The organism is Bradyrhizobium sp. (genome assembly GCF_004799405.1).
In the GTDB taxonomy this organism is placed as follows: Bacteria; Pseudomonadota; Alphaproteobacteria; order Rhizobiales; family Xanthobacteraceae; genus Bradyrhizobium.
The window spans coordinates 1-14170 of sequence record NZ_SSMW01000074.1 but is presented as its reverse complement, the minus strand read 5'-3'; the positions used below and the strand labels follow the sequence as shown (position 1 = coordinate 14170).

Annotated in this window: 14 protein-coding genes; 10 read left to right on the top strand and 4 right to left on the bottom strand. The window is 62.0% G+C overall.

From position 1 onward, the window contains the following. Positions 1 to 95: 95 nt before the first annotated feature. The 5 genes from E7813_RS11305 (at position 96) to E7813_RS11285 (ending at position 5294) form a co-directional block, all read left to right on the top strand. A complete protein-coding gene (locus E7813_RS11305; RefSeq protein WP_291573972.1) occupies positions 96 to 905 on the top strand; it encodes a crotonase/enoyl-CoA hydratase family protein in 810 nt (269 codons plus the stop codon). A 1-nt stretch (position 906) separates the two neighbouring features. Next, entirely contained in the window at positions 907 to 2781 is a 1875-nt protein-coding gene (locus E7813_RS11300; RefSeq protein ID WP_291573826.1) for a feruloyl-CoA synthase, read from the top strand. A 36-nt stretch (positions 2782 to 2817) separates the two neighbouring features. Beyond that, positions 2818 to 3579 (top strand): SDR family NAD(P)-dependent oxidoreductase, encoded by a 762-nt coding sequence (locus tag E7813_RS11295; RefSeq protein WP_291573822.1) that lies wholly within the window; start codon positions 2818 to 2820, stop codon positions 3577 to 3579. 9 nt (positions 3580 to 3588) lie between these two features. After that, complete coding sequence (locus tag E7813_RS11290) at positions 3589 to 4008, top strand: thioesterase family protein (protein ID WP_291573820.1); 420 nt, start codon at positions 3589 to 3591, stop codon at positions 4006 to 4008. Positions 4009 to 4142: 134 nt separating this feature from the next. After that, positions 4143 to 5294, top strand: coding sequence for an ABC transporter substrate-binding protein (locus E7813_RS11285; protein WP_291573819.1), 1152 nt, complete (start codon positions 4143 to 4145; stop codon positions 5292 to 5294). A 93-nt stretch (positions 5295 to 5387) separates the two neighbouring features. Here E7813_RS11285 and E7813_RS11280 read toward each other — a convergent pair whose 3' ends face one another. From E7813_RS11280 to E7813_RS11270, 3 genes are read right to left on the bottom strand one after another with little or no spacing between them, the layout of a single operon-like run. Continuing rightward, positions 5388 to 6131 carry an ABC transporter ATP-binding protein gene (locus tag E7813_RS11280; protein ID WP_291573817.1) on the bottom strand — a complete coding sequence of 248 codons (744 nt, stop codon included), beginning with the start codon at positions 6129 to 6131 and terminating at the stop codon, positions 5388 to 5390. Further along, a complete protein-coding gene (locus E7813_RS11275; protein WP_291573814.1) occupies positions 6128 to 7897 on the bottom strand; it encodes a branched-chain amino acid ABC transporter ATP-binding protein/permease in 1770 nt (589 codons plus the stop codon). Before E7813_RS11275 ends, E7813_RS11280 begins: the two co-directional genes overlap by 4 nt. A gap of 7 nt (positions 7898 to 7904) precedes the next feature. Beyond that, entirely contained in the window at positions 7905 to 8945 is a 1041-nt protein-coding gene (locus E7813_RS11270; protein ID WP_291573812.1) for a branched-chain amino acid ABC transporter permease, read from the bottom strand. Between E7813_RS11270 and E7813_RS11265 the strand changes: the two genes are divergently transcribed. After that, on the top strand, positions 8929 to 9231 hold the full coding sequence (locus E7813_RS11265; protein ID WP_291573809.1) for a hypothetical protein: 303 nt from the start codon (positions 8929 to 8931) through the stop codon (positions 9229 to 9231). The two genes, E7813_RS11270 and E7813_RS11265, sit on opposite strands and share 17 nt — an antisense overlap. Beyond that, positions 9228 to 9749, top strand: coding sequence for a MarR family transcriptional regulator (locus tag E7813_RS11260; RefSeq protein ID WP_291573807.1), 522 nt, complete (start codon positions 9228 to 9230; stop codon positions 9747 to 9749). Before E7813_RS11265 ends, E7813_RS11260 begins: the two co-directional genes overlap by 4 nt. Before the next feature lie 152 nt (positions 9750 to 9901). Here E7813_RS11260 and E7813_RS11255 read toward each other — a convergent pair whose 3' ends face one another. Further along, positions 9902 to 11188: a glycerate kinase gene (locus E7813_RS11255; RefSeq protein ID WP_291573806.1), complete on the bottom strand. Its 1287-nt coding sequence runs from the start codon at positions 11186 to 11188 to the stop codon at positions 9902 to 9904. 162 nt (positions 11189 to 11350) lie between these two features. Between E7813_RS11255 and E7813_RS11250 the strand changes: the two genes are divergently transcribed. The 3 genes from E7813_RS11250 to E7813_RS11240 form a co-directional block, all read left to right on the top strand. After that, positions 11351 to 11875, top strand: a complete 525-nt coding sequence (locus tag E7813_RS11250; RefSeq protein ID WP_291573804.1) for a PIN-like domain-containing protein — start codon at positions 11351 to 11353, stop codon at positions 11873 to 11875. Between the two features lie 103 nt (positions 11876 to 11978). Beyond that, positions 11979 to 12890, top strand: coding sequence for a hypothetical protein (locus E7813_RS11245; RefSeq protein ID WP_291573803.1), 912 nt, complete (start codon positions 11979 to 11981; stop codon positions 12888 to 12890). Between the two features lie 402 nt (positions 12891 to 13292). After that, a partial coding sequence (locus E7813_RS11240; protein ID WP_291573802.1) for an adenylate/guanylate cyclase domain-containing protein occupies positions 13293 to 14170 on the top strand: 878 nt, incomplete at its 3' end.

Sequence of the window (14170 nt, the reverse complement as noted above, 5' to 3'; positions counted from 1 at the left end):
AACCGACCCTCCCCCTCCAGGGGAGGGTAAGAAAGCCGCTTATTGACTCCCCCTCCAATCGTTATAAAACATAACTATTCTGGACAGGACGTAAAATAACAATGGGAAACGCCACCGCCGCCGCGATCGCCGGGTCCTCCGCGCTGCTCCGGATCGAGACCGTGGGCGCGGTGCTGACCGTGGGTCTCAACCGCCCGGCCAAGCGCAACGCGCTCAACGACGGCATTGTTCTGGCGATCCAGGATTGCTTTTCCAGCCTGCCCGACGGCATCGGTGCGGTGGTGATCCACGGCATCGGCGATCATTTCTCGTCGGGCCTCGACCTGTCGGAACTGACCGAGCACGACGCCACCGACGGCTTGCGGCATTCGCAGATGTGGCATCGGGTGTTCGACCGGATTCAATATAGCCGCGTGCCGGTGATCGCAGCGCTCAAGGGTGCGGTGATCGGCGGCGGGCTGGAGCTTGCCTGTGCGGCGCATATTCGCGTCGCCGAACCCTCGGCCTATTTCGCGCTGCCCGAGGGACAGCGCGGCATTTTCGTCGGCGGCGGCGGATCGGTACGGCTGCCGCGGCTGATCGGGGTTGCGCGGATGACCGATATGATGCTGACGGGGAGGGTCTATTCCGCGACCGAAGGCGCGTCCTACGGCTTTGCGCAATATCTCACCGAAGATGGCAACGCGTTCGCCAAGGCGATGGAACTTGCCACGCGGGTGGCAAACAATGCGCCGCTGACGAATTTCGCGGTGTTGCAGGCGCTGCCGATGATCGCGGAGGCCAATCCGCAAACCGGCCTGTTGATGGAATCGCTGATGGCGACGGTTGCCCAGAGCGACAAGGAGGCCAAGCTTCGGATCCGCGCGTTCCTCGACCGCAAGACCGCCAAGGTAAAGCCCGCGTGACATGAGTGCGAGACCCAACATATCTGTCCCGGCCAGCGAGACGTATCCGCTGCGCGCGATTTCGTTCGGCGATCCCGCCGTCACGGTCGAGCGCCGCGACGACGGCACGATCTATCTGCGCCCGAAAATTCCACTCGGGGAATATCCGGTTCGGATTACCGACCGGCTGCACCATTGGGCCAGGGCCGAGCCGGATCGCGTGTTCATGGCGGAACGCGCCGCCGGCGGCGGATGGCGGCAACTAACCTACGCGCATTTGCTGGATTCAAGCCGGCGTATCGCGTCGGCGTTGCTCGCGCGCGACCTTTCGACCGAAAAACCGATCGTTATCCTCTCCGGCAATTCGATCGATCACGCCTTGATCGCGTTCGGCGCGCTTTATGCGGGGATTCCGTTTTGCCCGGTATCTCCAGCCTATTCGCTGGTGTCGAAGGACTACGGCAAGCTCGGCTACCTCGTCAAATTGCTGACGCCCGGTCTGGTGTTCGCCGACGACGCGAACAGGTTTGCCGAGGCGCTCTCCGTCAATATTCCCGCAGCAACCGAGATCGTCGCCTCGCATGGCGCGCTGCCCGGTCGTGGCACGACGATGCTGAGCGAGTTACTGGAAACGCCGGAACATCCGCGCCTCGATGCCGTGCATGACGCCATCGGCCCGGACACCATCGCAAAATTCCTGCTCACATCCGGCTCGACCGGCAATCCCAAGGCGGTCATCAATACCCAGCGCATGATCTGCGCCAACCAGGTGATGCTGCGCGAGACGCTGGCGTTCCTCAAGGACGAGCCGCCTGTCATCGTCGACTGGCTGCCGTGGAATCATACCTTCGGCGGCAACCACAATATCGGGCTGACGCTGTTCAACGGCGGCTCGATGTATCTCGACGAGGGCAAGCCGATGCCGGGCGGCATCGAGGAGACCGTGCGCAATCTTCGCGAGATTTCGCCGACGGTCTATTTCAACGTGCCCAAGGGTTATGAATCGCTGCTGCCCTATTTGCGCGACGACAAGGCCTTGCGCGCGAAATTCTTTCACCGCCTGCACGCGATGTTCTTCAGCGGCGCGGCGCTGTCGCCCTTTGTCTGGAACAGCCTCGACGAACTCGCCGTGCAGGAAACCGGCGTTCGCGTCCCGATGCTGACCGGCCTCGGCGCCACCGAGACCGCGCCGTTCTTCATGTCGGTGCGGCCGGCCACCAGCCGCTCCGGCCATGTCGGGCTTCCGGTGTCGGGCAACGATGCCAAGCTGGTCCCGAACAACGGCAAGGTGGAGGTCCGCGCCAAAGGACCGAACGTGACGCCGGGCTATTGGCGTCAGCCGGAACTGACTGCGAATGCCTTCGACGAGGAAGGTTTCTACAAATTCGGTGACGCGCTCAAGCCGGCCGATCCCGGCGATCTCGGCGCCGGCTTCGATTTCGACGGCCGCATCGCCGAGGATTTCAAGCTGGCCAGCGGCACCTGGGTCAGCGTCGGTCCGCTCCGCGCGCGGTTTGTCGCGGCCTGCGCGCCGATCGTGCGCGATGCCGTGATCGCGGGCATCAACCGCGACGAGGTGTCGGCGCTGGTTGTTCTCGATCTCGATGGCTGCCGGCTGGTCAATCCGGCGCTTGCACCAGATGATCTTGCGGCTGCAGCAGCCGATCCGGTGATCCGCCAGGCATTTCGCGAACGATTGATAAAATTTCTGGCGACCTCGACAGGATCGTCGACAAGAATCACCTGCGTCGTGCTGCTCGACACGCCGCTGTCGATCGATCGCGGCGAGGTCACCGACAAGGGTTCGATCAACCAGCGCGCGGTGCTGGATCATCGGGCTGATATAGTCGAGGAACTTTATTCGCCGGCGCCGACCGCGCAGGTGATAACGCTGTAGCCAACATCGAACAAGTAGCCGCCAGGGGAGAGAACCATGCAGTTGAAGGATCAGGCCGCCATCGTCACCGGCGGTGCTTCGGGATTGGGCGCCGCGACCGCGCGCCGGCTTGCCGCGCAAGGCGCCAAGGTCGCCGTGTGCGACCTCAACGCCAAATTGGCCGAAAGCGTCGCCGCCGAAATCAAGGGCGTTGCGATCGTTTGCGACGTTGCCGACGCAGCCTCCGCCGAGGCCGCCATCGTGGCGGCTGGCAAGGCCCATGGCCCTGCGCGGGTATTGGTCAATTGCGCCGGCATCGGCGTCGCCAAGCGGGTGATCGGTCGCGAGGGTCCGATGCCGCTCGCCGATTTCGACAAGGTGATCAAGGTCAACCTGATCGGCACCTTCAACATGCTGCGGCTGGCGACCGCGGAGATGTCCAAGCTGGAGCCGCTTTCGACCGGCGAGCGCGGCGTGGTGATTTGCACCGCATCGGTCGCGGCCTATGACGGCCAGATCGGGCAGTCGGCCTATGCGGCGTCGAAGGGCGGCATCGTCGCGATGACGCTGCCGATCGCGCGCGAACTGGCGCAGTTCGGCATTCGCGTCCTCACCATCGCGCCGGGCCTGTTTCTTACGCCGCTATTGGCGAATTTGCCGCAGGAAGCACAGGACAGTCTCGCCGCCGCGATCCCGTTTCCGCGCCGGCTCGGCCACGCCGACGAATTCGCTTCATTGGCGCTGCACATGATCGACAATCCCTATCTGAACGGCGAGGTGGTGCGACTCGACGCTGCGCTTCGCATGGCGCCGCGCTAAGGGCATCGCATGTTCGTCAACCGCAGGGACGTACAGATCCAGTGGGGCGACTGCGACCCCGCCAACATCGTTTATTACCCGCGCTACTTCGAGATGTTCGACGATTCGACTTCGATCCTGTTCGAAGCCGCCGGGTTCTCCAAGCAGGACATCATCAGGAAATACGGCCTGGTCGGGATTCCGATGGTGGACACGCGGGCGAAGTTTCATATCGCATCGACCCATGGCGACTGGATCGCGATCGAGAGCCGGGTCGAGAGCTTCAACCGCTCGAGCTTCGAGGTCACCCACCGCGTGTTCAAGGGGGAGGCTTTGGCGATCGAGGCGTTCGAAACCCGGGTGCTGGTGGGACGGCATCCGGACGACCCTGCACGGCTGAAATCCGCGGCCGTGCCGGAGGAGATCGTCGCACGGTTCAAGCGGGGGTGAATCGGCCAAGCCTATGATTCAACAAGCCTATGATTTAACAAGCCCGTGACCGAAAGAGACGCATGACCTAAAGAAGGGGCTGAATTGGGCCTCGATTGATCTAGAATGGAAAACAACGCCTTAGGGAGGAATCAATGAACAAGTTCTGTCTGTCGGCCGCTGTGATCGCGGCGTCTCTGGCGCTGCCGGCGTTGCCGGCCATGGCGCAAACCAATGAAATCGTGATCGGGATTACCGTCACCACCACGGGACCGGCGGCGGCACTCGGCATTCCCGAACGCAACGCGCTCGAATTCGTGGCCAAGGAAATCGGGGGCGTGCCGCTCAAGGTGATCGTGCTCGACGACGGCGGCGACCCGACCAACGCCACCACCAACGCGCGGCGTTTCGTCACGGAGTCCAAGGCCGACATCATCATGGGCTCGTCCACCACGCCGCCGACGGTCGCGGTGTCGACGGTCGCCAATGAAGCCGGCGTTCCGCATATCAGCCTCGCGCCATTTCCGATTACGCCGGAGCGCGCCAAATGGTCGGTGTCGATGCCGCAGCCGGTGCCGCTCATGGGCAAGGGCTTGTACGCGCACATGAAGATGCATGACGTCAAGACCGTCGGCTATATCGGTTACTCCGATTCCTATGGCGATCTCTGGTTCAACGACCTCAAGACGCAGGGCGTGCCGCTGGGCCTGACGATCGTTGATGAGGAGCGCTATGCGCGCCCGGACACGTCAGTTACCGGGCAGGTGCTGAAGCTGATCGCCGCCAATCCGGACGCGATCCTGGTTGGCGGGTCAGGCACGGCTGCGGCATTGCCGCAGACTGAATTGCGCGCGCGCGGCTATAAGGGGTTGATTTATCACAACCACGGTGCCGCCAGCATGGACTTCATCCGCATCGCGGGGAAGGCCGCCGAAGGCGTGATCATGGCGTCGGGTCCGGTGATGGATCCTGAGGATCAACCCGACAGCGCGCTCACCAAGAAGCCGGGTCTTGCGCTCGACACCGCCTATGAAGCCAAATATGGCCCCAACAGCCGCAGCCAGTTTGCCGGGCATTCCTATGATGCCTTCAAGGTGCTCGAGCGCGTGGTTCCCGTGGCGCTGAAGACGGCAAAGCCGGGAACGCCGGAATTCCGTGAAGCTATCCGCCAGGCATTACTCACCGAACATGAGATCGCCGCGAGCCAGGGCGTTTACAACTTCACCGAAAAGGACCGCTACGGCCTCGACGACCGCGCGCGCATCCTCCTGACCGTGAAGGACGGCAAGTACGTTCTGACGCAGTGAGCGAGGCGGTTGCATGAATAATGAGTCGGCCCTCGCAGGGCCGGCTTTTTTCTTGGCAGGTTAACAGTCTATCGTTCGCGGGGCTCGCTTGACTTAAATCCCGCTCGCACCCTCGTGCGTAAATCCGAGATAGCTCGCGGCGACGCGATCGTTGCCGGCGATCTCCTTTGCCGGGCCATTCAGGATAAACTCGCCGAGCTCCATCACATAGGCGCGGTCGGCGATTTGCAGGGCTGCCTGTGCGTTCTGTTCGACCAGCAGCACCGACACCCCGCCGGCGCGCAACTCGCCGATGGTGCGGAAAATATCGGCGACGATGATCGGCGCGAGCCCGAGGCTCGGCTCGTCCAGCATCAGAAGCCGTGGCGCACCCATCAAGGCGCGGCCCATCGCCAGCATCTGCTGCTCGCCGCCGGACAGCGTCCCCGCCAGTTGCCTGCGCCGCTCCTTCAGCCGCGGAAACAGCGCGTAGACTCGCTCGAAGGCTGCGGCCGCGGCCGCTTTCGCGACCCGGAACGCGCCGAGCTGCAGATTGTCCTCGACATTCATGGCGCTGAAGAGTTCGCGGTGCTCCGGCACCAGGCTGAGGCCGGCCGCGACCCGGTCCTCGATCTCGAGCTGCGCCATGTCGGCGCCGGCAAGGCTGGCGCGACCCTTCAGCGGCAGGATGCCCATGATGGCATTCAGCAGCGTGGTCTTGCCGGCGCCGTTGGCGCCGATGATGGTGACGATCTCGTTGTCGGCGACCTCGAGCGACACCGCGCGCACGGCTTCGACCTTGCCGTAGGCGACATGCGCATCGGACACCGTCAACAGCGCGCGCGTATCGGGATTCATGCGACCGCTCCGAGATAGGCCTTGATCACCTCGGGATTGGTCTTGATGGCCTGCGGCGTGCCCTCGGCGATCTTGGTGCCGAAGTCGAGCACCACGATGCGGTCGGCCAGATCCATCACGAATCCCATGTCGTGCTCCACCAGCAGCACCGACATGCCGCCGTCCCGCAACTGACGCAGTAGGGTTGCGAGTTGCTGCTTCTCCAGATGCCGCAATCCGGCGGCGGGTTCGTCGAGCAACAGCAGGATCGGGTCGACGCACAGCGCCCGCGCGATCTCGACGATGCGCTGCTGGCCGAGCGACAGACTTCCCGCCAGCGCATCGATCTGGTCGGCAAGGCCGACGCGCTCGATCTGGCGCGCCGCTTCCGCCAGCAATTTCGCCTCGTCGGCGCGATCAAGCCGGAACATGCTGGAGAGGGCGCCGGCCTGCCCGCGCAGATGCGCGCCGATCGCGACATTTTCCAGCACGGTCATGTCGGGCACCAGCTTGACATGCTGGAAGGTTCTGGCGATGCCGAGCTTCGCCACTTCCTGCGGCGGCGCCCGGTCGATATTCCTGCCGAGCACGGAGATGGTGCCGCCGGATGAGGCGAGCACGCCGGTGATCAGGTTGAAGGTCGTGCTCTTGCCGGCGCCATTGGGGCCGATCAATGCGACGATTTCGCGGGCCTGGACGTCGAAGCTCACGTCATTGACGGCGATCACGCCGCCGAATTGCTTGCGTGCATTGTCGATCTCCAGCAGCACGGAGGGGGCAGCCGCCGCCCGGGCACGCGCCGGCAGGACCAGCGACGTGTCGGGCCGCTTGCGGCCAGGCCTGAACGGCAATCGCGTCATCAGCCAGGGCCACACCCCGGTCGGCGCCAGTTGCAGTAGCACCACCAGCAGGATGCCGAACACGATAGTCTCGAGCTGGCCTTCGCCGTGAAACAAATATGGCAAATAACTCTGCAGGACCTCTTTCAGGACCACGACGATCGCCGCCCCCAGCACGCCGCCCCAGACATAACCGGCGCCGCCGACCACCGCGATGAAGAGATATTCGATGCCGGCCTGCGCGCCGAACGGCGTCGGATTAACGGCGCGCTCGAAATGCGCATAGAACCACCCGGAAAGACCGGCCAGCACCGCCGCATAGATGAAGACCAGGAGCTTGGCCCGCGGCGTCTGCACGCCGAAGGCTTCGGCGGCGATGTGGCCCCGCCGCAGCGCGCGGATCGCCCGGCCGGTGCGGGAATCCAGAAGGTTGACGGTGAGAAGTGCCGAGATCAGCACCGCGATCCAGATCGCAAAGTAGATCGTTCCGGGATCGAGCATCCGCAAGCTTCCGATCGAAAGCGGCGGAATGCCGGAAATGCCGTCATTGCGGCCGAGGAATTCGAGCTTGCTGAACAGGTAGAACAGCCCGATGCCCCAGGCGATGGTGCCGAGCGGCAGGTAGTGTCCTGACAGCCGCACCGTCACGAGGCCCAGCACGACCGCGGCGATGCCGCTGACCAACAGCGAAAGCGGCAACGTCAGCCACGGCGACACGCCATAGGCCGTTGCAAGCACCGCGGTGGTATAGGCGCCGAAGCCGCAAAATGCGGCCTGGCCGAACGAAGTGAGGCCGCCGACGCCGGTCAGGAGCACGAGTCCCATCGCCACCAGCGCCGATAGCCCGATATTGTCGAGCAGCACGATCCAGAATGGCGGCATGCCCGGGATGAACGGGATCGCCGCCATGACGCACGCGAACACGATGATGGGCAACCGTTTCATCATCGAAGGGTCAATCCTTCTCTTCTTCGACCGCGGGTGCGGCCAGCGACCGCAGCACCAGGACCGGCAGGATCAAAAAGAAGACGATGACCTCCTTGAAGTTGCTGGCATAGAACGAAGAGAATGCCTCGACGATACCGACCACCAATGCCGCAACGGCGGTCAAGGGATAACTTACAAGGCCGCCGATGATCGCGGCGACAAAACCCTTCAGGCCGATCAGGAATCCGGTGTCGTAATACAATGTCGTGATCGGCACGATCAGGATTCCGGAAATCGCCCCGATCACCGACGCCAGCAGGAATGCGATCTGTCCCGACAGCGTGGTGCGGATGCCGACAAGGCGCGCGCCGAGGCGGTTGACGGCGGTGGCGCGAAGCGCCTTGCCGTAAAGCGTGAAGCCGAAAAATAGCCACAGCCCGACGATGAAAGCGGCGGTGATGGCGTAGACCGCGATGCTCTGGCCGCTAAAACGCAGCGCGCCGACGGTGAATGCGGCATCCGACAAGGGTGGGCCGCGCTGGCCTTCGGCGCCAAAGAACACCAGGCCGAAGCCTTGCAGCGCGAGATGGCAACCGACCGAGGCGATCAGGAGCACCAGCACCGAGGTGTGGGCGATCGGTTGGAACGCGATGCGATAGAGAAACAATCCGATCGCAGCGACGATCAGCAGCGACAGCGCGATATTGATTGCGATCGGGGTCTGTCGGCCGGCGAGCCAGAGTGTCAGGGCGAAGATGATCGAGGGCAGAATGATATCGACCGCGAGCGCGCGCCCGACCAGCCGCAGATGCAGCGACCTTCGGCCGGCGAACATATCGAGGCCGAACGCCACGACGCCCATCGCCACCGCCAGCCGTGCGGAGCCCGGTACCTGGCCCGCCGACAGCGTGGCATAGGTCAGTGCGCCGTAGGTGACGAACTCGCCCTGCGGAATCAGGATCACGCGGGTGACGGCGAATACCAGCACCAGCGCCAGGCCGAGCAACGCATAGATCGCGCCGTTGGTGATGCCGTCCTGCACCAGGAACAGCATGATCGTCGTGTTCAAGTCCGGGCGCTCCCCTTCTGCGTCGGGTCTGTCGCAGTCCGAAGAGCCGCGCGACCGTCCGATAACAGCAGTTGAAAAGCGCTGCCGCTATTTGGTATGGTGGATAACAATTATCAAATATAATCTCAAGGCCCGGACGGCTTTCGCCGGGTTTTCCCAGCCTGGAGCATGGTCCGGAAAAGTGGACACCGGTTTTTCCGAAAAGATCACGCTCAAACAAAAAATCCCGCCGGCGTCTGGTTCAGCTGGAGCAGACACTAGCGGGATTGCGAGCCTCAAGCGATGACTGTTTCCAAGACCGCAGCCGCCGATCCCGCCAGGGGCGCGCGCCCTGCCCGCAAGGAGCCTGCCGAAACTGCCGCGGAAACCACCCCGCTGCAGATGGGCGAACTGTCCGAATTGCTGGGCTATTCGCTCAAGCGCGCGCAGTTGAAAATCTTCGAGGATTTCTTGCGGTGTGTAGCGCCGCTGCAACTGACGCCGGCGCAGTTCTCGGTTCTGCTCTTGCTCGACCAGAATCCGGGCCGCAACCAGACCGAGATCGCCAATACCCTCGGCATCCTGCGGCCGAATTTCGTGGCGATGCTCGATGGCCTCGAAAGCCGCGACCTGTGCGTGCGGATGCGTTCGACCAACGATCGCCGCTCTCATATTTTGATGCTGACCGACAAGGGCCGGGCGGTGCTGTCGCGCGCCAAGAAGCTGGTGGCGGCCAAGCACGAAGCGCGTCTCAACGAATTGCTGGGTTCCGCCAACCGCGCCGCGCTGCTCGAGATGCTGGCGACGATTGCGCGGGAGTTTTAGGGCGCGACTGCGTTCCCCGGACGCTGCGCAGCGCGAAGCGGTGCGCTGCAGATCCGGGGTCCATGCTAGAAGCGGGGCGGCTGCTTTGGGTCCCGACTCTGCGGAGCAGCGTGAAGAACGCTGCACCGCGTCCGGGACACGCGACGATCGCCTCACACCGCATCCACCAAAATCACCCTGATATCATTCACATTGGTCAGCGTCGGGCCCGTCGATAACAGGTCGCCGGTGGCGGTGAAGAATGCGGTTGCGTCGTTGTTGTCGAGGTAGGCCTTCGGATCGAGGCCGAGCGTTTTCATCTTGGCAAACGTCCGCGCGTCGATCACGGCGCCCGCGGGATCGTCGGCGCTGCCGGCGCCGCCGTCGGCGCCGTCGGTGTCGCCGGCCAGGGCCGAAATGCCCGATGTGTCCTTGAGCAGTTCGGCCAGCGCCAGCGCATATTCCTGGTTGGGGCCGCCGCGACCGTTGCCGCGCACGGTGACGGTGAGCTCGCCGCCCGACAGGATCGCCGTTTGCTTGCCCTCGGCGCGGGCCTGCAACGCCAGCCGCGCGTGATCGGCGGCGACCACTCTTGCTTCGCCTTCGAGATCGGCGCCGAGGTCGACGATGGCATAGCCGGCGTCCGTTGCCAGTTTGATCGCGGCGTCGAGCGAAGCCCTGGGCCGCGCGATCAGCTCGAAACGCGCGCGCGCGAATACGGGATCGCCGGGCTTGCAGCTTTCGTTGCTGGCATCCTCAAGCGCATCGGCAATGGCGTCATCGAGCTTCAGGTCGTATTTGGCGACGATCGCGCGCGCATCCGCAAGCGTGGTCGGATCCGGCACGGTCGGTCCCGATGCGATTGCGGAAGGATCGTCGTGCGGCACGTCCGAGATCGCCAGCGTCACGATTTCGGCATGCTTGCCGGCACGCACGAGCCGGCCGCCCTTGATCCGCGACAGATGCTTGCGGACGGTGTTGACCTCGCCGATCGGCGCGCCCGAGCGCAACAGCGCCCGCGTCACCTGCTGCTTCTGTGCAAACGACACGCCGTTGGCCGGCGCGATCCAGTTCGCCGAGCCGCCGCCCGACAGCAGCACCAGTAAAAGATCGTCGGCGGTGGCGCGATGCGCGAGCTGCAAACTGTCCTCCGCGCCCTTTAATCCTGCCGCGTCGGGAACGGGATGACCCGCCTCGATCACCTTGATCCGCCGGGTCGGAACGCCGTGGCCATGGCGGGTGGTGGCGATACCCAGCAGACGCGACGGTTCCATCTCGAGGGCGTCGAGGTAATGACGCTCCGCCGCAGCGGCCATCGCGGCGGCGGCCTTGCCGGCGGCGAGGCAGATCACCCGTCCCTTCGGCACCGGGCGCAGATGCGCCGCCAGCACGACATCGGGATGCGCGGCGGCGACGGCGGCATCAAAGATCGCGCGCAGGAGAGGGCGTCTGTCGGTCATCGCGTCACGGGATGTGAGAGCAAGGCATGCGACGCCGGTTATCCATCCAATTTGAGCAAAAGAAAACCCCCGCAGGTCGGGGATCTGCGGTGCGCTGCGGCCGGCGCGTTGAAGCGGGCTCATAGCCCCTTGACTTGCGGGTGGCGCAGAGACAAACGCAATGTGAAGAGAAAATTTGATTCGTTTCAATCAGAACTGAAAAAAGCTGTACCATTCTTTTCTGAATACGCCGAAAAGATCGAGGTACTCCTGGAAGAGTTTCGCGCACAACACGGGCACGTGTATGACGAGGCGACTGTTCGTAAGACAGTCGCGGTCCTTGAGTTGTTGCAAGCCCGAGCATCGGTCCCTTATGCCTCTCGCACAGCTTTGAAAGATGTTGCGGCATATAGGAAGAGAACCAGGACGCCGCCCGGCTTCAAGGACGACGGTGATGGTGATTTTTTCATCTGGGCTGATTTTCTAACCGGGCTTCAATTGGCTCAGGCAAGTGGAGCCAAATTTGTGCGTGCAATTTTGGTAACGCGTGACCAGAAGGTAGATTGGAGCAGAGCTGGGATAGCACACCCGATACTGGTGGCGGAGATGAGGTCACTACTTGGTATTTCTTTTGAAATTTGGAGCGACGAAAGGCTCTACTCAGAAATCGAGAAAGCACTAGCTGAGGAGCCGAATTCAAAAGATTAAGAAATAACCCAGCGGCATGCGTCGCGGAAAAGCGAAAGTGGTCCGCTCGACTAGACGCCGTCGATCGAGTTCTTCAACGGCATAAGGTCTGCGGAATCCCATAATGTCCGGATTAAATTCTCCGATCGGCATCTATCAACCCCTCTTCAATGAAGCCATCCGCGACTATCTTGATCCGGGTTTCATCACCCTTGACTGGCTTCACAATCCATCTCCCGAACTGAGGGAACTCGCCCTCCACCATTACATCTCGCAGTCCCGTATCTTCGAAAGACATAATCTTACAGGAATTGTTTCACCAAAATTTTTCTCGAAGACCAGTCTCACGTCTCGCGAGGTGAAAGACTGGATAAGCCAGAATCCCGGGCGCGAAATTTATTGCTTCAATGGGCGGCCGTTTGTCCCTTACACCTGTTACCACAGCGTGGAGCAAGCTGCTCTCAGCCATCCAGGGTTTGAAGATGGGATGCGGCGCGTTTGTCGCGCGATCGGATTTGATTTGCCTGTCGAATTAGGTCGTCAAACCAACCAGCAAACAATCTATTGCAATTTCTGGTGCGCTAGTCCGAGCTTTTGGGAGCGCTGGAGCCAGGAAATTGTCTTGCCCATTTTTGAGCTTGTTCAAAGCGATCCGCATCTCGCCAGCAAGGTATTTCGCAAAATGCCATATTACTCTCCAGTCCCGGTTTTTCTGATTGTGTTCATTTACGAGCGAATAATGAGCTTCTATATTCAACTCAAAGGCATTGATGCAGCGATGTTTCCCTGGTCCGAGCAACGAATACTCGGTCTGGACTGGCTTCCGCCTGTGAGAGATTACCTGGCGAACAACATTCGGTGGATTGACGAAATAGACCGACGCGGTCGATGGACGTCCGATGACCGCACAAGACTTGCCGACGCATATATTGAGCTTCTCAGCCGTGTCGACATTAGGCTCAATGGAGCCACGAAGTTTGATCCAAATAATCCCGATTTGCCAGCCCGCAGACCGCCGAAGGATTCACCAGCGTGAGCCGTCGCCACGTAATATATCCGCCAAGGTCACGGGTGTTGCCATCGCCGACGACAAAAAAACTGAAGCGAGAGTGCAGCCGGTGGCGAGCGACAAAAGGATTTTAGCAGTCATTTCTGTTCCTCTCCGTGAAAGGTCTCAGATTAAGCATGCATGAGGCCAGCTACAAATCAATTTCAACGAGTTTGTCCATTCAGAAAATAAGGTGCACATCGCCGCCTATGACGCAGATTGGCACCAACCGGACGGTCTGGCGACGTCCGCTTATCGGGCCAGACCGGAAGTGTCGTTTCGGGGCCGTCAGGGTAGCTTCTGACCCACTTCGGAAGTCGGCCCTAGCCCGAGCGGGGTCCGTCGTGCTTTGGTAAGTCGGGCTGATGTGGCCGATCTAAGGGGCATCATTTGACCGGCGAGCGAGTGGAACGAAGGCTGGCGGCCGTGCTGGCGGCGGATGTCGCCGGTTATAGCCGCCTCATGGGTGCCGACGAGGAAGGCACGCTGGCCCGGCTAAAGGCGCTCAGAAAGACTCTTGTCGACCCCACAATCGCGGCCCATCGCGGACGGATCGTCAAAACGACGGGCGACGGAATGCTGGTCGAATTCGCCAGTGCCGTAGATGCAACGCGCGGTGCCGTTGAAATCCAGCGCGGCATGGCCGAGCAAAATGCGGCGGTGCTCCAAAACCAAAGGATGGAGCTGCGCATCGGAATCCACGTCGGGGACATTATGATCGATGAAAACGACATCTTCGGAGATGGCGTCAACATCGCGGCGCGCCTTGAGGGCATCGCAGAGCCGGGTGGGATATGCATCTCGTCTTCTGCCCACGATCTAGTGCGCGGGAGGGTCGAGGTTGAGTTCGTCGACTTTGGCGAGCAGCGTCTGAAGAACATCGACCGCCCTGTGCGCGTCTATCAGTTAAACTTGGTGCCGAAGGCCGTGACCGTAGCCGAAGCGCCGAGACCGACGCTCGTGCCGCTCGACAAGCCATCACTCGCCGTCCTGTCATTCACGAACATGACCGGAGACCCAGACCAGGACTACCTGGGCGACGGAATCGCCGAGGACATAATTACAATGTTGTCGCGCAGTTGGTGGCTACTTGTCATCGCGCGAAACTCGAGCTTTACTTACAAGGGTCGCGCGGTCGACGTGAAGCAGATACGGCGTGAGCTTGGCGTTCGCTATGTGCTTGAAGGCAGCGTGCGGCGTAATGGTAACCGTGTTCGGATCACTACACAGCTTATTGATGCTGAGACTGGCAGTCATCTGTGGGCGGA